We start from the raw sequence: 21279 nt of genomic DNA on the forward strand, positions 1-21279 counted from the left end.
AACCCAGAGGGGCAATCAGGATAGTGAGGCGCTGTTCATTAAAGCCCCCGCCGAAGCTTCAGAAGGTGGGATTTCGAAGCGGGCGAGACGTAAAGAATAACCAACATTTGGCGCATCTTGGGCAGTATGGGAAGAGCGAACGATGGACTGTCGCGCCTACACCTCGACGCTTTGACCTATGCCAGCACGCGAAGTCACAGGCGCCTGATCCAGCAATCCTCGCAGCACCGCTCCGACCTGCATCGCCAGATAGGGCGGCACCGCATTGCCGACCTGGACGAATTGCTGCGTCCGATTGCCCAAGAAGACGTAATTGTCAGGGAAGGTCTGAAGGCGAGCGGCTTCGCGAACCGTAAGGCTGCGGCATTGCGTGGGGTCAGGGTGGATGAAGTAGTGCCCGTCCTTGGATATGTGGCTGACGACCGTGGTCGAAGGCGCATCCCAGCACTGGACGCGGAAGCGGTCGGCAAACTTGCCTGACTTCCAGTTCTTGTGGTTCGGGGCCAGCGCCTCGGGAAAGTCCGAAGCCTTGGGCGGACGGCCGTTCGCCTGCGAGAAGGCCGAACAGAAGAAGTAGCGCGCCAAGTCGGACGGCATGTGTCCGCGGGACTCATGGCCGGTCAGATGCTCGAGCGCCGGGTCGGTCAGGAAGTCAACGAGCTTTTCCGACGCTGAGCGTGGCGCGGCGACGGTGGTGTCGCTCCGATCAGCGATCCGGTTCTGACCGCGAAATCTGGACAGGGCTGCCTCGGCCGCGCGATTGGTTTTGCCGAGAGGGCTGTCGTCATCGGTATTACGTGTCGCCTGCTCGACCCGTTCCATGCCCGCAACAGCCTGTTCGAACCAGGCGTCCTTGCTGTCCCCACGGCTCAGACCGCTGCGCAACGTCGGCAGCCCCTCCAGTACGTCGCGTACCGTGGCGCGATCGGCTTTTCCCGACGTCAGCGGCGTCCGCAAAAATCCGGGCGCGAGTTGTGCGAACAGGTCGTTCCGGATGCCGACGATGATCACGCGGTGCCGGGCCTGTGGAACGCCGTGCTGTTCAGCACAGATCAGGAAGTCCCGGTTCTCGTAGCACTCGCCCAGCGCGGCCTCTTCCCGATCGGACGGTGACAGGGCGATCAGGCGATACCCGTTGCCGCGACTGCCTGCCGCCTCGAGGTCGGAGCGCACCTGAGCGAAAATGCGTTTGCCGGAGACCGAGGAGGACAGCATGCCCTTCACGTTCTCCATCACGAAGGCTGCCGGGGAGAGGCGGTTCAGGATGCGGATGTATTCGCGATAGAGGAAATGGCGATCATCCTCCTCGGCGACATAATCCGACTTGCCCCGGTTTCTCGAACGGCCAACCAGCGAGTAGGCCTGACAGGGCGGCCCGCCGATCACGACGATGTCGTCGCCGCACCCGGCTGCCAGGATGTCGTCCATCCGGCGGTCCATCTCGGCATTGCCGGCCTCGGTGCCCAGCTCGAGAAGAAGGGCTTCCTGCTCCGCGGCCGACCATCCCGCCGGGTGGGCAGCCTTGAGCGCGTCCAGCGCGATCTCGCCATGAGCAAACGCATAGTACGCCTTCGGCAGGCGACCGGCCGGGAATTGCCGCGTGAATGCGCGAAGGGTCAGTGTGCGATGGGCCGAGGCTTCCTTCTCGACCGAGAGTGCGATCTCGAATACACGTTCGCCGCTCTCGTCCAGCACCGACGAGAAGCCTTCAGCCAGCCCGCCCGGGCCGGCGAAAAGGTCAACCACTCGAAAACGGCGCGACATGCGTGATGGGTCCTTAACTTGACGGATATCCTGTGTACCAGGACCGTGGGCGATTGCCAGGGGGCAAGTGACATTGACCGATATCGTCGATCGCAAGACCCGGTCCCGCATGATGGCCGGCATTGGCGGGAAGGACACCAAGCCAGAGCTTGTTCTCAGGCGAGCGCTGCATGCCCGCGGGCTTCGCTACCGCCTTCACACGAAGAACCTGCCAGGCAAGCCCGATATCGTCCTTCCGAAGCACAAGGCCGTAATCTTCGTGCACGGCTGCTTCTGGCATCGCCATCCCGGGTGCCGTTATGCGACGACGCCGGCGACTCGGGCCGAGTTCTGGGCGGAGAAGTTTCGCGGCAATGTCGAGCGTGATGCCCGAATCCTGGCCGATGTTCGATCTGCGGGTTGGCGCACCGCGGTTGTCTGGGAGTGCGCGCTCAAGGCTCGTGATGTCGATGCGGTTGCCGACCGACTCTCAGGCTGGCTCCACCGGGAGGGTGGTCACGTCGAAGTTGGCTAGCCCACGCCGAGCGCGCTGGCGAGAGCACGCAGTCGGCGCGGTTTTACCTCGTGTTCACGGCAGGCCGCTTCGAACACGGCATCCATTTCAGCCGCGAGACTGGCGTCATCGAGACAGTCGAGGCGCCTGACCATGCTGGCCAGCCGGATCGCCTTGACCGCTGTCCGCATCACGGGTTCCATCCGCGATTTCCCGACCCGTTCGGCGCACCGGTTCCAGGCCTCCGCGATAGCGAGGGCAAGTCGCGCATCTCCGGCGATTGCGGGCCGTTCCACGATCTGGACGGCGGCATCCTCGGTCAGTGCGCCAAGAAGGTCCCACCGAGCAGATGAACTTTCGCCACGGTCGAGACATTCGGCGCGCAACCAGAGGCGCTGGAAGGCATTCCGGGGGCCACCCCGGAAGCGATCCGCCGAAAGGCCCGGGAACCGCCAGGCCGTTATCGGTCCGAACAGGATTATCGAAAGGTAGGCCCAGACATCGTTTCGCAGGGTTTCTGCGGACGCCAGCAGAGCGTGGCCCGCGAGCAAGCGCGCGCAGGCGGCATCGAAGCCGGCCTGTTGCGCCTGGCTCGGTGCAGTCGGATATCCATGCTGGCTGGCAAGATCGGCCATGTTGCGCCGCAGGGCCTCGAGCTCGGCCGGTGTCGCGGGGGATCCGCCGGTCGGCGCAACGGTTACACCGGAGGGCATGACCTCCGCGAAGTCGGCGGCGGTGTCGCTCCCGGCCCGCTCGCGAAGCTCCGATACCTGGATATCGACGAGAGCCGCCGAAATGCGCGGCAGAAGAACAACACTCATCAATCTGCTCCTGCATGATCGGCCGCGGCCTGGATTTGTGACCGGAAACTGCCGGGGCTCGTTTCGCGGATGCGCCGGACAGCGGCGAGAGTCTGACCTGGAAAGGCCTGGTCGAGCCAGCTGCGGATCTGCCCCCCGACGGTAGTTTCCTCGCAATCGGAAAGCAGGTCGGCCGCGCCGTCGTTGGCAAGCGTCGTGTCGATCATCTGTGTCATGACATCAGCCATTACCGTGTGAAGCGTCAGCGGGTCAGCCTCGAGGAACCGGGACGAGAAATCATCACTGTCACTGTTCACGTAGAGGCGCACACAGCCGCCGAAATCCTGGTGCGGATCACCGGGCGCCCAGTGCAGCATCCACAGCGCGCCAGCCTCGCTTCGCCCCGGAAACATCTTGGAGAAACTTGCAAGTTCAATCGGGAAACGCGGTTCCTGACCTTCAAGCCGGGTATCGACCACGTCACTCCAGAGACGGGCGCCGCTTTCGTGAGGCGCAATCGGGCTGCCCTGGCCGCCCGCAGTATCCAGAACGATGTCGGTTTCCAGGCGCAGCCGGTGCGAGAGTGTTCGGCCCGGAAGGTCGATCGAGATTTCCGCCTTGCCCTTGATCAGCTGGCTAGGATAGCGCCGCACGCGCCTTGGCAGGCTGCCCTCGCCGGTGCCGACCGAGACGAGGACGCGAAACGCAGTCCCGGCGGGATCGAGACCGAGTGCCGCACAGGCCGCCTCGAGGTCGACCGACAGCGTTCTGCGCGCCACTATATCTGTACCGTAGTCCCAGTCCGGCAGATAGGCCGCGAGATCGCTGACCCGGCCGGCCGCATCCTGAAGAATCCAGTCCGATGCATCGACCTCGCCTGCCGGGATCGTCAGGTGGGGAAAGGCAATATGGGTCACGGCCTACTCCTCCTCGATCAATTGGGCTTGCAGGGTGACGGCTCGGCCGGATACCACCGTGAGAAACACCTCAAGGTCCGTCTCCGTGTGAGAAACCGTCACCTCGGAGGCAAGCGGCACATTGTTTCCATCGCCGTTCAGGATCTCGAGGATCGCAATCGGCATGGTTGCGTCAGGGTCGAGCGAGCCGCCCTCGACAACGAATTCCGGGCGAAGCCGTATCCGCCGCCGCGTGCCTTCGTCAGCGCCGGGCACCGCAATAGTGAAGCGTGCAACTGGCTGGTCGCCGCGCACTTGCAGGCCAGCGAAAGTCGGCTGTGCCAGGCGGGCAGCCCGACGTGGCGTCGACTTTCTCGAGCGCCTCCTTTTCTGCGTTGACCGGGTCGGCGCGGCCAGCATCTGGCCAATCGCGGCGGAGACCTGCGCAAGCGGCGCGCCTTCCCCCGCGCCCTTCGCGTGTACCAATGCTGGATTGGCAAAGCCTGCTGCCGCCTCGCGGACACGGCGGATCGCGACATTGACGAAGGTCTTGCCATTGCCGGGCGGCAGAATGGCCGGTTGCCAGTCATCGTGAGCGGGAGGTTCTGCAGCCGCAAAGGCTTCCTCGACCTCCGCATCGGCTGTTGTCACGAACGCGCCACCCCATTCGAGCACATCGGAAGAGAAGGGTTCGCCATCGTAATACCGGACAACGAGCTCGACCGGGCGCATGACGGCGATGTGTGCGGAGTGCGCAGGAATGATGCTGAACTCGTCGGGCACCAGTTTGCGGCGCCGACCGCGCATGCCCGAGGCGATCTTCAGCTTGCCGAGATCGCGGGCCGGGCGATGCGACCGGATAGTTTCGCACGCTCCGGGATCCCGGCGGATTTCCTTGAGCGCTTCCGCGTAAAGATCGAGAGGCGGGAAATCCTCCGGGCGCGGGATCGCGAACGCTCGGCCATCAAGTTCGATGGAAACGCGCATCCGCCGGTCTTCGGGCACGTCGTCGAGCATGCGTGGCCAGAAGTACCACAGGATCGACTCCGCCAGCATGCCCGCAGCAACAGAGCCGTCACCGTCCACGAAACGTGGCATGACGATCATCAGTGACGTGCCGCTTGAAGCGGGATCGCGCGGCAGGAAGCCGAGCGTGTCCGCGAGCGTGGCGGCGGCTTCACCTTCAAGCGGATCAACGAAGTTTTCGCCCGCTTCGCTTACGCCCCACCAGTGTCGACCGGTGAAGCGCTGGATGTCGCCATCGTCCCGGCGACGTTCGAATGCCGAGCCGAGATGGCAGCCCATGAGCCTGCGGATCGGTTCTCCACCCGCCATGGTCTGCGTGTCGACCACGAGTGTCGCGCATTCGCTGGACAGGTAGAGCGAGGTCTTCCCATACCCGTATGTTCCGCCGCCCTGGTGCGTATCGCGGCGCGAGCCGACATTGCGGAGAAAGTCGATGAAATCGGTTCTGGTCTCACCTTCCGGAATGCGATCCGCGCGGGTCGGTCCCGCGAGGCCGATCGTGCCGAAATCGCAGATTTCCAGGACCCAGGGTGCGTCCGCCTCGGCCAGCCGACCGAAGGCGCTCTTCGGCTCTCCGTCCGCCAGCGGCGCAAGGTCGGTAAGCGTTCGTTCGAGCATGGCGGCCTTTTGCTGTGGGTCGAGCCGCCGCAGGCGCAGGTGGATATCCGGTCCGCGGCCCAGTTTCGCCGCATCGGTACTGTTCTGGATTGCCTCTCGCACGACGGTCGGCAGAAGATCGATGTTCGGCGTGCCGAGCAGCTTGCGAAAACCGTCCGCCGCCAGGTTGCCGGACGGAGAATAGGGCTCGCTGTATCGGATCAGTCGGGGCTCAGACATGTACAGACCTCTTGAAGTGTCGCGTTGAGGGCATCCGCGGAGAGGCGGCAATCGCGGGCCTTGGCCAGATCGATTTCGTAGCTGAGCCCCTCGACGCCATGGGGCAGCTTCCCGCCGACGAATGACGGCGCGCTGATCCGGGGAAAGTCGCCGGTGACCGCGTACAGGACCTCGGACACCATGCGGAATTTCAGCCGGTTCCAGACCGGGACATACGGATCCGGGCAGCCCGCCCTGTCCAGGATGCTCCGGATCGCGGGTGCGTCATCTGACCGTTCAAACGCGGTTTCCGCCAGGCTCGCGATTGAAACCGGGCCTCCGGCGACGTCTTCGAAGGTGACGCGGAAGAGGTGGAGATCTCCCCCCGCGGGTGGATCCAGCTGGTCGATCGAGGAGATGGTCAGCCGGTCCGAGTTACGCGCGCGTGTCGCCTTGACCTCGATGGCATGATTGCCGGCCGTGAAGTCGTGGCGACCCCGCAGTGGTCCCTGCCAGGCGCGCCACGCATTGGGCGAAAGGTCCAGCAGGTGGTTTAGCAGACGAAGTTCGCCGGCGAGGCCGCAGATTTCCTCATCGGGCACGGCATCGTCGCGCGCAAGAAGCAGGTCACGAAACTCGCGCAGCGAGTCCGTGAGCGCGCAGCGGCTCGGTTCACCGCGCTCGATCCGTCCGAGGATGTCCGACACGAATTCGGCAAATACGGTTTCCAGGGGCTTGTTGGTGCAAGTCACCGTGACATAGCAGACGGGACGGCCGTCGACGGGATAGGTGATCTCGGAAATCGCGAGGGACGGCGTGGACTCAAAACCCCTCGCTCCGTCACGCGTATCGACGGGCAACATGATCGAGGCGGCATCGCCGGCGAGGCTGAACCGCACCATGCCGTGACGTGTCTCGATGTCTGCCGGTCTGCTGATCGCGTCCCGAAGGCCGGTTTCAGCCAGTCCGCTCCGGAGCATCGCCCAGTGCTCCTGCGGGGACAGGATGAGGGGTTCCCTCGCCTCAGGCATCTTCGTAACCGGCGGCCTGGCGCTGGGCGCGCTGTTCTGCCTCGTTTTCCTCGATCGCGTCGAGTTCGTTCGCGGACAGTTCCGTCAGCCTCACGTGGAGATAGACCTCCCGCCCACCGCTTGTGCCGGGGAAGACCATGCCGAGGCCGAGAATGTCCATCGGCGCGCCAAGGCTTGTTCTCACCGTGCTGGCACGCCTGGGATCCGGCGCGGAGTTTCTATCAATCGGATAGAGCAGGAGCTGCGGCTTTGCACCGACAGCGGCCTGCCGGGCAATTTTCAGACTGATCCAATCGTCCACTAGCGGCTTGCCGTCGAGTGCTTCCCGACAGTCGAACAGGACATCTCGGCGGGACATCAACGCCTTGATATCCGCCATCGTCGGCGATTTCTGCTCACGTTCCGGATCGCCCAGTCGTGTGCGCCGGACGGTCTTTACGCGCCCGATCGAGCCGAGCGCAGCTTCTGATGGTGCGCCGTTGCGCCCCTCGATCACACCCACATTCCAGGTCGCCAGTCGCTCGCGCTGATTGTCGATGAAGTCGTGCAGGAAATCGGTCTGAAGCTCGCGATGGTCTTCATGGACGGAGTATTCGCGCAGAAAGGCGAGGATCTGCGAGACCGGGACATCGCGGTAGAGGATCCGATCGACGGAGGTATCGCGTAGCTTGAGCATCTCGCACTGCGAGACAAGGGCGCTGCCGGCGTCCCAGTTGCCCTTCAGCGTCGCTTCCGCGCCATCGCCGAGGGGGAAGCGGATCGTCTGGGGGTGTTCTCCCCAGTAGCCGATATTGCACACCTCGGCCGATCGCATCTTGTTGCGCGCGGTGATGGCCATGCCCGGGATGGAGCGAATGCGCACCGCGAACTCGGTCGGTGTGACCGGTCGCTGACGATACTCCTCCATGTCCTCGCGGATTTCCGCCTCGATCCGGGCCAAGGACCGGAAGGCCAGCATGAGTTCCTCGGGCATCCACACGCGGGCAAGGTCCTCGTAGCCGCCGCGATAGCCGAACCAGCGCCCCATCTGGAGCAGGGTGTCGTATTGCTTCGACTTGCGCAGGAAGTAGCTGACGCACAGACCCTCCAGCGTCAGACCGCGAGCCAGGACCGTGCCGCCGACCACGATGTAGGTCTTCGGCCCCTGGTCGTAGTCGATGCGGTCATCGCTCTCGCCGTTCTCGACTGGGAATTCGAGGGCGTCCAGTACGCGGGGAATGTGTTCGGTCAAGGTGTCGAAGGTCACGGTGCTTGGCCAGCCGGGGCGGCGGCTCACGGCGGTGATTTCGTCTTCCCAGAGCGACCGCATGCGGTCGAAGGCTTCGCCACGTCTGTCGCGCAATGCCGCACGTCGCATGTCGACCCAGCCCTCGATTGCGCGCGCCACGACATTGTGAAGTCCGACGCGATAGGAGGTATGAACCAGCATGGTCATGTGGGCGTCGACATGACCTCGCGCACGGCGCGCAGCGCAGGCGGCAATGTAATAGAGGATCGCGTCTTCCAGGCTGCCGGGCATGCCGGGCGTGAAATCGTCCGGATCCTCACCCCTAGCCGGTTGGAGCATGTCGAGCTCTTCCGGAGCGATGTCCCGGATAACGTTGAGACCTTCCTCCTCGGGCTGCTCGTCGTCGGCGTCCCGGGGTTCCACGCCGAAGAGATCGGCTGCACCGAAATATCCGGCCGGTTTGGGCAGAGCGGTAATGAAGCTGCGCGGATAGAGATCGTCCAGTTTGCCGTCCGGGGCATACGGATCGATCAGTACATTGGCGAACGGTGTGGCCGTGTAACCGACATAGGACGAGCAGGGCAGCTGCTTGAGAAGCTGGCGAATGCAGTCGTTGATCGTCGCGATCTGCATGTCGTCCGGAGCGCCATTGGGAGACGCCTGATCGGCTTCGTCATCGATGATCAGAACCTTGAGCTGACGACGGGCCAATTCGCCGGTGCGGCGCGCTGTGTCCAGAAGTTTGCCGAGTGGGCCACCCCATTCGCCACCGTCCGACCTTGGTCGGCGTGCGATCTTCTTCACGACGGCATAATAGGTGGTGTCTTCCGAAGGGCTGGAAAAGCGGCCGCTCGGCCGGCCGGCAAAATCACCGTCGGGCGTCGGGGCGGTTAGCGCTTCCCAGTGGTGCTCGTAGCGCGAGATGATGTCCTTTTCCAGGCGCGCCTGCGTCTGGCTGCGCAGCTTGTCGGTCATGCCGGCAAGGACGATGACGAGATTGTAGCCGGCGTCGACCGCTTTCGCGATGACGGCGGTCATGTTGGCCGTTTTGCCGGACTGGACGTAGCCCACAACAAGCCCGCGACAATCGAACTCATCCCGATTGGGATTGCCGAGGAGGGAGACGACCTCGGAGGACGAGGCGTCGATCGAGTTGATCGTCGGGTCCTCTTCCCAGCCCTTTTCGTCGATCAGATAGGACCGAAGCGCCTGCCAGTGGAAGTCTTCAGGCCGGGGCCCGCTGTACCAGTCTTCCGGCCGGTCGAAGATCGAGTGCGAGGTTCGGACCTCGTTGCGTTCCTGCTCGGCCACCAGCACCGCCGTTGCCGCCTCGAAGTCGGCCAGCCCCTGACCTGCAAGCGCTCCCAGCATGGCCTCGATATTCTCGCGGCAGAGTTCGGCCGCGCGCTCTGCTCCGCCTTCGCATCCGGGCAGGAATTTGCGGATGTTCTCGAGAAAGGCACGGGCCTGAGGGTTCAGCGGTTCTGAGGTCATCGTGCTTGATCCTTATGGCATTCCACATTCGCGCGAAAGTCGTGTCGTCGGCCGACGCACGGCGAGGAGAGGTTCTATCCCTATCCCTTTGCGAGCATGGAGGAAAGCGTATGCACCTTGGCCAGTTGCTGAATGCTTATAGAAATTGTGGATATCGAGGTGCGCCGACGGCCTCCCGGTTCGACTCTCGTGTTTTCAGGGATCTGCGCGGAAACGGGCGCATAATCTCCAGTATGGGAAACCCGTATCCGGACCATCCGTTCGAGTGCGGCCCGCACCTTTGCCTGTACGGGATCCGCGGTTTTGGCGCTATTCCGTCTCGACGTAATGGTAGACGTGCTGGCTGTCGCGCGCGGTGAGCGTGCGGGCACCGTCTTCTTCGCCGACCTCGGCTTCCAGGTGAATCACGCCTGGTCCGACCGAGACGATCGAGACCGTCCCGTCCGGGTTGGCGCGGGTGGCCAGCGGCGCGCGTATGGATCCGGCCTCGACCCAGGTCTCGCCATCCTGCTCAAACACTGTGATCGTACCGGTGCCCGGGCTTTCATAGCGGGTGGCGAGATTGTCGAGGATCGCCGGGTCGCCGGGAATGTCCAGACCCTGGCGCCTGACCTGTGATTGAGCCTCAAGGCGGGCGGCCGCGGCCTCGACCTGGCTCATGGCTTCGGGATGGCCGTCATAGAGGACTTCGACCAGGCGTCGCAGGAATGGGCGCAACATGACAGCGCCGGTGTCGGCATTGGTCAGGATGACTGCACCCACACCGGACTCGGGCAGCGCGTACCAATTGCTGTGATATCCCGATAGCGTGCCGCCATGGGTGACCACCGGGATGCCCCAATGCTCTTCGTCGAACAGGCCCATGCCGTACCAAACGCCATCGGCAACCTCGACGCCCCGTTCGCGGCGCGCGAGGAGGTTTTCCTCGCTGACCAGGCGTTCGCCGTCAGGTGTCAGGCCGCGTGACAGTTCGAGCTGAACATAATGCGCCATGTCCGATGTGGTGGAGAAAGCGCCGCCGGCCGGGCGATAGGGGAAGACCGCCTGGTTGAAATGATTGGTCATGACGGTTTGCTCGCCATTTACATTCAGACCGTGGGGTGGTGCCCAGTTCCCGGTTTCGCCGGTGTCGAAATCAAAGGTCGTGTCGAACATGGCGAGCGGCTGGAATATCAGCTCGTCCATGGCGCGGTCATAGGCCGCGCCAATTTCCATGTCCGGATAAGCCAGTGCGCCGCCGACATAGCCAGCCGCCGCGGCCATGTTGTTATTGTACTGGAAGAGCTCGCCGAACGGGCTGGTCGGCTCGGTTTCCGACAATTGCCGGAATACATCCGACGCCGGCGTGTCCTGGTCGGCGAGAATAAAGCCCCAATCCTTGCGTGGCAGACCTGTGCAGGCGCAAAGGAGGTGGCGGACCAGGGTGGATTCGGTGGTGCTGTCTGATCCGAGGCGGAAGGACGGGTAGAGATCAACCACAGGCTGGTCCCAATCGAGCAGGCCCTGGTCGACCAGGATGGACAGGAGCAGGGTCGACATGCCTTTCGTGTTGGACGCAATCATGAAGCTGGTATCAGCGTCGACGGGTTCAGGCTGACCGAGCGAGCGGACGCCGACGCCGCCTTCATAGACGACTTCACCCTGGTCGATGAGCGCGAAGCCGACCCCCGGCACGTCCAGCCGTTCAGCGGCCTCCTCAACGAAATCGCGTAGCAGGGCGATGCGTTCGGGTGTCAGGCGATGGGCAGTCTGACCGGAAAAGTCCTCCGGCGCATAGCCTTCAGCCTGGACGGATTCGCGCGCCTGTGACACGGCGGCCGAGCGGATATTGGCGGTCGACTGGGCCCCGTTGACGATCAGGACCGTCCAATCATCGCCCTGGCGTAAAGCCATTGCGTTTACGGTGGCCTGTTCGGAGGGCGAGGTCGCATAGCTGATGCTGACCCGCTGGTCCCAGCCATTCTCGGATGCGGCTGGCGTTGTCAGTTCGACCGTGCGCTGCGCGTCCGGGTCATAGACCTGCCAGGCGGCGCGGGCGGCCGCCAGGGCATTCTCGGCCTCGCCGACCGCGATAACAGCAATGTCGAGATTGCCTTCCGGGGCGGTGATCACGGCGAGGTTGCCGCGCTGATCCAGCGTCCACTCTTCCGGCTGGGCGATGGAGGGCGCATCGGCTGGCTGCGCCAGTGCCGGCCCGGCGAGCCCGGCCGTCATGAGGGCGATGGCAGAGACAAGTGTTCGAACGGTCGGCAGGGACATAACGGACTCCTCAATCAGTAACGCGGTGATAGGCCATGTAGGGTTGATAGCTGAAGGACAGGACGAGACCGGATCGCCCGGGATAGAATTGAACCCGGTCAAACGGGCCATCCTCGCCGGCGCCGGTGACTTTCTCAAAAGTCATTGGACCGATGCGCTCCCAATAGGAAACATCGTCCAGGAAACGAATTCGGATAGCATTCTCGCCGGCTCCGGTGACCTCGATATCGTATTCCTCGCGCGCAGGTTGGGCGTAGTTGCGTCGGTTCATGCGGTAGGCGCCGGTTGGCAGGACCTCGCCCTCGGCACGCGGCTCGCGGGGTGTGGGGGCTTGCGGGAAGACGCGCCCGATGATCGCGTTGGTCAGGTCCGTGCGCCCGACCGAGCTTTCACTGCCCCCCGTGGTCGAGACGAAGAAGCCGAAATTCTCGCGCGGCGCGAGGATCAGGTTGGAATGGAAATCGCCGGTATTGCCGCCATGACCGATCAGGCGCGGACCGTCTTCCTGCACGACGTAGAAGCCGTGCGCCATCCCGGGCAGGTCCGGCGCGTTGCGGATCGAATTGCTCATCAGCAGCTCGACCGATCCCGTTCCGAGAATGCGGACATCCCCCAAAGCGCCGCCATTGAGCATGGCGCGCATGAAGCGGGACATGTCGTGCGCAGTCGCGGAGGCGGACCCGGCGGGCATGATCAGGCTGAACAGCTCAAAGGGCTGGGCGGTCAGCAGGCCGTCCTCGATCTCGTAGCCCGTGGCCATATGGGCGGCGAGATGCGCGGGCAGGGGTTCCCGAAAGCTTGTGGCGTGCATGTCCAGCGGTTCGAAAATATGGGTGTTGGCATAGTCGGCGAAGGCTTCGCCCGATAGGCGCTCGACAATATAGCCGGCCAGCGCAACGCCGTAATTGGAATAGGCGATCTCGGTGCCCGGCGCCCAGACCCGTTCGGGAATGTGTTGTTGGATCCACTCGCCATAATCCACCAGCTCATCCACTGTCGCGGCGGTAATCCCGCTGACATCGCTCATGCCTGGCGTATGCGAGAGCAGGTCACGGACCCGCACCGGCTGACCCTCGAAGTCTGGAATGTGGAAGTCGATATAGGCGTTTACATCCTCGTCGAGATCGACGTGCCCCTCCTCGACCTGCTGCATGAGGGCCGTCCAGGTGAAGAGCTTGGAGACCGAACCTGGTCGAAACAACGTTCTGGCCGGGTCCACACGCGAGCCGTTTTCAATGTCTGCAAATCCATAGCCGGCGGAGAAAAGAAGCTCACCGTCATGGACCACCGCGACGGTGGCGCCGGCGATCTCATGGCTCCTGATCTGCTGGGCCATGACACCGTCAATGAAGTCGGCCAGACCATCCAACTGCGGTTGGTCAGCGTCTGCTGATACCGTCGCCGGAGCCGCCTGACGGGCGTCGGCATGGGGCAGGCTCGCGACTGTGAGCAGGGCGAGGGCGGTCGTGGCACCAAGCCAGGCACGGTGATGTGTCATGAGGCACGTTTCCTGTTGGCTGCGGGCGTGATCAGTCGGGTTGCTCGATGCGGCGGACCGGCCGTCCTGGCAGAACGGCAGTGTCGAGTTCGCCGCCGCTGACCAGCACTTGTCCGCCGACGATCACATATTCAAAACCAACCGAGGTTCGGGCCGGTTCGGCATAGGTCGAGCGGTCGCTCACCATCGCGAAATCGAAGATGACGATATCGGCGTCGGCGCCCTCCTGCAGGCGGCCCTTGAGCGCCATTTGCGGGACGGCGTCCTCAAGGATTTGGGCCGGGATCAGGCTCACCTTGGCGAGTGCGTCGCCCAGGCTGAGCGATTGGCTCTCCCGCACATAGATACGCAGAAACCGGGAGAACGTACCTGCACTGCGCGGATGCGATTCCGCATCCGCCGGCAATGGCCAGACATTGTCGCCGACGGGGTCTCCATGCTGGCTCCATCCGCCGCCATCCGAAGCGATGGCACCGCCGGGAAACAGGATGGACTGGGCGAGGATGGCCGCGTCTTCCGCATTATTGTCCGGGTCGATGAAGTGCACGACAATATCCGTATTCGGCTCCTCCGCCTGAAGGCGATCGAACTCCGCATCACTCAGCGGCACACCGTCGAGGGTAAAATCGGATTTTTCGATATCACCCAGGCGTGCCTGCCAGGTCTCGCCTTCAAAAAGGGCGGTCCCGATGGCCGTCGAGCCCGCACCATAGGGGTAGGCCTCCACCGAGATATTCACGCCATTGGCCTGGGCGCCCTCGATCATTGGACGGATCTCGCCGATATCGCGAATGCTGATACTGTTGAGGTGGGAGATGTGCATGTCGGCGCCTGTGGCGGCCGAGACGGCAACCATCTCCTGGAAGCCTTCCAGCGAGCTGTCGGGCTCGATATTCGACAGATAGCGGGCATGGGTGAAGGTCGGCACATCATGCGCGGCCGCCACCTCGTGAAGGGAATAGTACTCCATCCGCCCGGAGCCCGGCACGTAGCCAAGCAGGACGCCAATGCCCAGCCCGCCCTCTTCGAGGCCCGTCTCGACACGCTCCAGGACCTGCCGGGTTTGCGCCGGACTGGCGGGGGTATAGCGCCAATCCGGCGCATCCGGGTCCGGAGAGAAGGAGTCCCGGAATGAGAGCGGTTCATAGCCGGTCAATTCGGCAGAGCGCGCTCGCAACCAATTCACTGATGCACCGTAATTGATCGGCCGCCCTTCGGCTTCGGCGGTGTTGTAAAAGTCGGCGACCGGATAGACTCCGGATTCCAGTTCCAGCGCGGTCGTGACGCCATCGAGCGCCTGGACGCGCCCGGCGAGCACGGACTGGCCATGGGCGTGCAGATCGATAAAGCCCGGCGCCACAACATGGCCCGATGCGTCGATCATCTGATCGCCGTGGATCATGTCGCTCGTGATCTCGACAATGCGGCCATCGCGGATTCCGACATTGAGGACGGCGTCGAGCCCGCTTTCCGGATCGATCACACGGCCACCCATGATGGCGAGGTCGTGGCTTTCGTCCGTCGAGGCGGGCTGGGCGCACGCGGCGGACAGACCGGCAAGGATAAAGCAGAAGGGTAGCATCTTGATCATGAAGGGACTCCTCGCGGCGTCGAAATTCCGGCGTCGGTTGCTGTCTATTGTTTGGTGAAGTGCAGGTCGCCGAAGTCGAAGGAGAAATCGGTCGTGTCTGAGACCGGCTCCATGGTCATGCCTGTGACCTGACCGTCTACAATGATGAAGTCGGCATAGGCGTCGGCATTGAGGCTGCGGTCGGGCCAGCGGGCCACAAAGCGGTCCGGGGCGACCGGGACAAGCGGTGCGTCGAGGACCTCGGAGCGGCTCATATCGATGAAGAGCCCGCCATTCCTCATCTCGATCGACACGGCACCATACCAGGGATCCATATAAATGCCGGTGTAGGCGGTGAGATCGCGAACCGGTTCGATCGCGACATCCGGCTGATCGCCCGCGCCGGAATCCTGAACCGCCATTTCCTGACTACGCGTATAAACACCGTGCAGCACACCGATCCAGTCAGCGGCCTCATCACCCGCTGCGGCTTCCGCCAGCAATTGGAGGGCGAGCGCTGACGACGCGTAAGTCGAGACATTGGAGCTGACGAAAACGGCAATATCCTCTTCCGGCAGGAGCCCGAAATAGGACGAGGCGCCCAGCAGGCCGCCGCTATGGCCAACCATCAGCTGGCCGTGGAAGTCGCGCAGCGTCCAACCCAGCCCGTAGAGCGAGAAATGCGTGCCGCCGAGCTGTTGCAGAAGTGGGCTCACGCCCTGTGGCGTAACGCCGGTCCACAACTCATTGACCTGAGCCTCGGAAAGCAGACGCGTGCCGTCCTCGGCAATCCCTTCATTGAGCCAGAACTGGGCCCAGATGGAGAGGTCGTCGATCGAGCAGCTGATGCCGCCGGCCGGCGATGTGCTGTCACCGATAATATAGCGCGGATCAATCGGCGCGGCGTCGGCAACGCCCGGCGGCCGTGAGTGCTGGGTGATGGTGTTGTCATCAGCTGCCGCAACGCTCGGGCGGGCCTCGCAACTGTCCATCGCGAGCGGATCGAAAATGCGCGCGTCGAGTACATCGGCCCAAGCCTCGCCCTCGACACGGGCCACGACTTCGCCGGCGATGATGTACATCAGGTTGTCGTAGGCATATTCCGACCGGAAACTGGTGGCCGGCGGGATATGGCGGATGGCGGCCAGAATGTCGCTGACTTCGGGCTTGCCGTCCGGGAAGACAAGAAGGTCTCCGGCGCCGAGCGGCAGGCCGGACCGGTGGGTGACCAGGTCGCGGACGCTGAATTCCGCCGTGATATAGGGGTCGGACATGGCGAATTCCGGGATGTAGTCGCGCACAGGTGCGTCCCAGTCGACACGACCCTCATCGACCAGCATGGCGAGGGCTGTCGTGGTGAAGGCCTTGCCGATCGATGCAAAGGGAAACAGCGTGTCGGTGTTGACCGCGGTGTCCGGGTCGCGAACATCGCGAACGCCATAGGTCCGGGTCAGGATGACATCATCGCCTGAGACGACGGTGACGGCCATGCCGGTGACATTGAAGGAGTCAACAGCCTGGCGGGCTGCTTCGTCAATTCGTTCCGCTGTGAGTTCCTGGGCCGAGGCGGCTTGGCCGGCCAGCGCCATCAGGGTCGCGGCTGTCGCGAGCAGAATGCGTTTCATTATGTCCCTCCGGGCGCCTGGGGCGCCCTCATTCATGATGTCCAGATATTGCCCAGGGCGCGTCTGAAATTGCCGCCAAGGACCAACTCGATATCGGCATCGGAATAACCGCGCCGGATCAGGCCTTCGGTCAGATCGAAAATTTTTCTCGGGTGGTCAAAATCATCGGTGTCGATGCGTCCACGGAAGGCGTAGGACTCGTCATAGCCGCTGCGCAGGCGCTCATAGGCCGCTGGTGGCACGTCATCATAGCCATCCGCGTCCATGTCACTGCCGATGCCGACATGTTCGATGCCGACCAGATTGGCGACATGGTCATAATGGTCGAGCAGATGCTCGATCGTTGTGGGCTCGCGGTCGCGGACGAAATTGCGAACACCGGTTATCCCCATCACGCCGCCGGCCCGGGCCATGGCGCGGATGGCTTCGTCGGACTTGGCGCGAGGATGGTTGCCGGCCAGTGCCCGGACATTGGAGTGGGTGATCAAGGCCGGCGCGCTGGAAAGCTCGAACGCGTCCAACGTCGTCCGGTCACCACAATGCGATACGTCGACCGCCATGCCGACTTCGTTCATGCGTTCGATGATGGCGACGCCGAAGCGGCTGACCCCGCCATCCACGCGTTCGGTGGCGCCGCTGCCAATGCGGTTCTGGGAATTATAGGTCAGCTGGCTGACGCGCTGGCCGAGATTGTAGAATTCATTGACGTCGTTGGGTGAATTGAAGTGGTGAGCATTCTGGATTCCGACGATATAGCCGATCCGCCCCTCATCCTGGATTTGGTCGAGGTCCGATACGCCATCAATTCGCCGGAACACGTCCGGTCGCTCTGCCGCGTAGGCATTCATGCGCGCGACAAAGCTCAGGGCGCTTTCGCGGCCCCCCAAACCTACGGCCGGATGGAAGACATTGATGCCCGAGGCGCGCAGCTTTTCGAGATGAGCGTCGGTGATGGCATAGCCGTCCTGCAACGCGGGCTGCGCGCTGTAGCCGGCTTCCAGCATGTCCCCGAGATCAGCGAGGATGGAGAGCATGTCGATCACCAGGCTGCGTTCGACGAGCTCCAACGTGCGCGTGGAATAGGTCGTCGCGGAGTCGGCGAACACTTTGAAATGTCCCGAATTCAGCATCGGAGCCGTGACCGCAGCGGCAAGCCCGCCTTTCAGGAGGCGGCGCCGGGTCGAGACTGGTTCACGCCTGGCTTTGGTTTGGTGATCCTGCTTCATGTTGACGGCTTCCTCACACGCGTTTTCGCGATTACGCTAGCCGAAAGGGATTGGACAATACAGCCTTAATTTCTAATAAGGCGTCCATAAATGACGGGCAAGCAGGCAGCAGGCGTGTATACGGCTGCATAAATGTCAGGAATGAGGCGGTTATCGGCATGAGCAGAACTCCATCCAATCAGAAGGGCAGCCGGCAGAGCGGCGTCGATTCCGCCTCGGCCTACGACGTGATCATGGATGCGATTGTTACGCAGAAGCTCGCGCCCAGTCAGAAGGTCTCGGAAAATATCCTCACCGAGATGTTCGAGATCAGCCGGACCACTGCCCGTAACATCATGGAGCAGCTTACCGCCCAGCAATTCCTGGTCTCGGTGTCGCCGCGCATCACCCGCGTCGCGCCGCTCACCCTGCTTGACGTGAAGCAGAACTTTGCGATGCGGAAGATGTTGCAGCCCGAGATATTTGCGATGGCCGCGTCCCAGGTGAACCATGCGCAGATCAGCAGGATGAACGAGGAAACGTCCCACAGCGTGCCGGTCGAGGACGACGCGCATGCGCTGCGGCTTCTGAAGGCGAACAAGCAATTCAACGTCTTCATGGCGCAGCAGGTGAAGTATCCGCTGCTGATCCACTGGATCCGTCAGCTCGAGGATACAACGATGCGGATCTACTGGCTGTATGTGAAGATGAACCGGACGATGCCCTATACATGGGAGCATCAGCGCGCGCTCGTCGAAGCCATCAAGCGCGATGCGTCCAGCGATATCCGCGAACAGGTCCACAAGATCCTGTCGAGCTCTGAAGAGCGGCTACTGGACGCCATCTTCATGCATGATCAGATGTATATGCAGGACCTCAAAATCCCTGAATAGCGGCCCGGGCGACGAGACTGTCCTGTCTGATCGCGGTCGATGTGGCCGCGGTCGGCGCGTGCTCGTGTTTCATTTAATGCTGCTCTTACAAAGCGTTATGGAGGGCGTGTGCCTTCGCGGCAACAAAATGCGCCGCTTCTGGAGAATGCGAGAACACATGACTTCCCAACTCGGTATGGCTGCGTTAGGGTGAATTAAGGCTGCTATACGGATCCATTCCACAGCCATATCGGGGGACAGGGAGGAAGTTATGTCTAGCCAATTCAAGATTGCTCTGCTTGCAAGCGTGGCGTTTACGGCGCCAATGGCCGCTCAGGAAGGTGACCAGGCCAGCGACGAGACGGACGTCATGCGCGATGTCATTACCGTGACCTCGCGTTTCCGCGAGGAGTCCGTGCAGGATATCGGGGCCAGTATTGCCGGTATCACCGGTGAGGATATGCGGGTACGAGGCATTCAGGATATTGAAGATCTCGCACGCGCTGTGCCCGGCATGCAAAATGTCAAAACGCGCCAGAACTCCAATGATATTGCCATTCGCGGCGTCCGCAGTGCCGGCAGCGGGTATGAAACCAGCACCGTCTTCAGCGTCTTTCTGGACGATGTGTCAGTTACCGGCTCTGGCAATATCCGGGACTTCAGCTCCGCCGACCTGAACCGGGTCGAGGTCATCCGCGGGCCGCAACCCACCCTTTTTGGTGAGGGCGCTGTCGGCGGTGTGATCCGCTATTTCACCAATGACCCGGACCTTGATGGTCCTACGGTGACCGGCCAGGCCAATGCCCGCATTGAAACGATTGAAGATGGTGGCATGGCCTATGGCGTCGAGAATGCCACATCCTTCATCTTCGTTCCGGGCGAGCTCGGCCTTCGGGTCTCGGGCTTCCGCCGCGAGGATGACGGCTTCATCGACAATCCGAGTGAGGGCGAGGACGTCAATGATTTCGAGACCGTGGGTGGTCGCGCTGTTCTGCTGGCCCGCCCGACCGTCAATCTCGAACTCCGTCTCTCCGCCTTCCTGTCGCGCGATGAAATGGGCGAATCCACCCAGGTGGATCCGGGCTCCGACCCGGAAGACCTGACCTTCAGTGCCTCGCCGCGCTCGGGCAGCTATACCGATGATTTCGATCTCTATTCCGGTCGAATCTCGTACGATTTCGACGGGCTCGAACTGACTTCGGTCACAGGCTATTACGAGCGCCGCAACGCGTCGGCCCTTTTCAGCGCGGGCAATTCATTCGGTCTCGCGCCCTTCTTCCCGACGGTCGACACCACAACCTTCTCGACGGGTTCCGGTGAGTTCGAGCAATGGTCCCAGGAATTCCGTCTGGTGTCCTTCCTCGATGGTCCGCTCAACTATACGGCGGGCGCCTATTACCGTGACCGGTCAGAAACCAGCGGCCAATTCCTGACCTGTGCCGGTTGCGTCACGGTCACAACGCCGCAAACGCCCAATCTGGCGACCCGCCTGGCGGAAACGCAGACCGAGCAATACTCGGCATTTGCGGAGTTCACCTATGATGTCAGTCCGGACCTCCGGCTGATTGGTGGCGCGCGCTACGTCAATGACACGGTCACGGCCACCCTTCTCCAGGATAATGTCGTGAACCTGGTCCCGCAGTTTGACGGTGGCGGCAATCTTGTCCCCTGGACAGAAGCCAATCCGATCGACTTCGTCAGCACGCTGGCGGTTCTGCAGGGCGCCGGCGTCGGCACCATCTTCGAATTCCAGCTCGAGGAATTCCTTCCGCGCTTTGGGGTCGAGTATAATCTCAATGATGACGTGCTGCTCTATGCCAATGTTGCCCGCGGCGCCCGTAACGGTGGCATCGGCAATGCCATCGCCGCGCTCGGCGCATCCGGCGGCAACCAGGATGTCTTCCTCGCCAATCTCACCTTCGACGAGGACTCAGTGCTCTCGATCGATGGCGGTGTGAAGGCCGCCTGGCTGGGCGGTGACCTGATCACCAATGTCGGTGTTTTCAGGACGACATATGAAGACACCCAGATCGGGGTCAACACACCGGCCAACAATACCATCAACGGACCCGAGCAGACCATTGTCGGCATGGAGCTGGAATCGTCCTATCAGGTGACTGACAGCCTCTCGGCCTTCCTCAACATGTCGGTGATTGATGCCGAGTTCGAGGACGGGATGGTCATCACGTCAGCTCCCGGGGGGGCGATCGGTCCGTTCGATCTCCAAGCTGGCAATCGTCCGGCCAATATTCCGGAATTCACCATGTCGATGGGCTATTCCTATTCCCGCTCTCTGGGCGCGAATGGCTGGATGCTCAATTCAACCGGTTCTTTCCAGTATATCGGCGAGCGGTTCTCGAACGTTCAGAACTTCCAGTCGGCGGAACTTGATGCGCTGGAGAGCCTCAATCTGAACGTCGATATCTCGAACGATGTGTGGTCGATCGGCCTGTTTGGCACCAATCTGCTCAACGACATCGAAGCCGTCAGTCTGGCGTCCAACCCGCTGCAGCAATTCGTGACCGCGGGTGGAGCGCTCGATGCACCGATCATCGCGACGAGCGTCAATCGTCCGCGCACGATCGGTATGCGTGCGAGCCTTCGCTACTAGGCAATCTGTTGGGCTTTGCCCGGCGAAACCTTCGTGTTCCGCCGGGCATGCCGCCCCGCTGAGCGGGTGCGACGTCACCCGTGTGACTGCA

The 21279-nt window shown here is 62.6% G+C and carries 14 protein-coding genes; 3 read left to right on the top strand and 11 right to left on the bottom strand.

Going from position 1 to position 21279, the window contains the following annotated elements; genetic code table 11:
* Nucleotides 1–156: 156 nt before the first annotated feature.
* Complete coding sequence (locus tag Q0X62_RS00105) at nt 157–1764, bottom strand: DNA cytosine methyltransferase (protein WP_297730308.1); 1608 nt, start codon at nt 1762–1764, stop codon at nt 157–159.
* Nucleotides 1765–1837: 73 nt separating this feature from the next.
* Here Q0X62_RS00105 and vsr point away from each other — a divergent pair, with 73 nt between their 5' ends.
* Complete coding sequence (gene vsr, locus Q0X62_RS00110) at nt 1838–2278, top strand: very short patch repair endonuclease (RefSeq protein WP_297730310.1); 441 nt, start codon at nt 1838–1840, stop codon at nt 2276–2278.
* Here vsr and Q0X62_RS00115 read toward each other — a convergent pair.
* The 10 genes from Q0X62_RS00115 to Q0X62_RS00160 form a co-directional block, all read right to left on the bottom strand.
* Nucleotides 2275–3078: a DUF6339 family protein gene (locus Q0X62_RS00115; protein WP_297730312.1), complete on the bottom strand. Its 804-nt coding sequence runs from the start codon at nt 3076–3078 to the stop codon at nt 2275–2277. The two genes, vsr and Q0X62_RS00115, sit on opposite strands and share 4 nt — an antisense overlap.
* Entirely contained in the window at nt 3078–3974 is an 897-nt protein-coding gene (locus Q0X62_RS00120; RefSeq protein WP_297730313.1) for a hypothetical protein, read from the bottom strand. Before Q0X62_RS00120 ends, Q0X62_RS00115 begins: the two co-directional genes overlap by 1 nt.
* Before the next feature lie 3 nt (nt 3975–3977).
* Nucleotides 3978–5816 (bottom strand): hypothetical protein, encoded by a 1839-nt coding sequence (locus Q0X62_RS00125; protein WP_297730315.1) that lies wholly within the window; start codon nt 5814–5816, stop codon nt 3978–3980.
* On the bottom strand, nt 5798–6775 hold the full coding sequence (locus tag Q0X62_RS00130) for a PD-(D/E)XK motif protein (RefSeq protein WP_297730317.1): 978 nt from the start codon (nt 6773–6775) through the stop codon (nt 5798–5800). The genes Q0X62_RS00125 and Q0X62_RS00130 overlap by 19 nt, the downstream gene beginning before the upstream one ends.
* Nucleotides 6776–6818: 43 nt before the next feature.
* Entirely contained in the window at nt 6819–9548 is a 2730-nt protein-coding gene (locus Q0X62_RS00135) for a Z1 domain-containing protein (protein ID WP_297730319.1), read from the bottom strand.
* A 309-nt stretch (nt 9549–9857) separates the two neighbouring features.
* Nucleotides 9858–11807, bottom strand: a complete 1950-nt coding sequence (locus Q0X62_RS00140; RefSeq protein WP_297730321.1) for a serine hydrolase — start codon at nt 11805–11807, stop codon at nt 9858–9860.
* A gap of 10 nt (nt 11808–11817) precedes the next feature.
* Nucleotides 11818–13305, bottom strand: a complete 1488-nt coding sequence (locus tag Q0X62_RS00145; protein WP_297730323.1) for a serine hydrolase — start codon at nt 13303–13305, stop codon at nt 11818–11820.
* Between the two features lie 31 nt (nt 13306–13336).
* On the bottom strand, nt 13337–14896 hold the full coding sequence (locus Q0X62_RS00150; protein ID WP_297730324.1) for an amidohydrolase family protein: 1560 nt from the start codon (nt 14894–14896) through the stop codon (nt 13337–13339).
* Nucleotides 14897–14940: 44 nt separating this feature from the next.
* Nucleotides 14941–16500, bottom strand: a complete 1560-nt coding sequence (locus tag Q0X62_RS00155) for a serine hydrolase (protein ID WP_297730326.1) — start codon at nt 16498–16500, stop codon at nt 14941–14943.
* 32 nt (nt 16501–16532) lie between these two features.
* A complete protein-coding gene (locus Q0X62_RS00160) occupies nt 16533–17726 on the bottom strand; it encodes a membrane dipeptidase (RefSeq protein ID WP_297730327.1) in 1194 nt (397 codons plus the stop codon).
* Between the two features lie 158 nt (nt 17727–17884).
* On the opposite strand from Q0X62_RS00160, the gene Q0X62_RS00165 reads away from it, so the two are divergent.
* The gene (locus Q0X62_RS00165) at nt 17885–18598 is read left to right on the top strand and encodes a GntR family transcriptional regulator (RefSeq protein ID WP_297730329.1); all 714 of its coding nucleotides are present in this window, start codon (nt 17885–17887) and stop codon (nt 18596–18598) included.
* A gap of 250 nt (nt 18599–18848) precedes the next feature.
* Nucleotides 18849–21188: a TonB-dependent receptor gene (locus Q0X62_RS00170; RefSeq protein ID WP_297730331.1), complete on the top strand. Its 2340-nt coding sequence runs from the start codon at nt 18849–18851 to the stop codon at nt 21186–21188.
* Nucleotides 21189–21279 lie beyond the last annotated feature (91 nt).

The organism is uncultured Maricaulis sp., from assembly GCF_947259345.1.
Taxonomy (GTDB): Bacteria; Pseudomonadota; Alphaproteobacteria; order Caulobacterales; family Maricaulaceae; genus Maricaulis.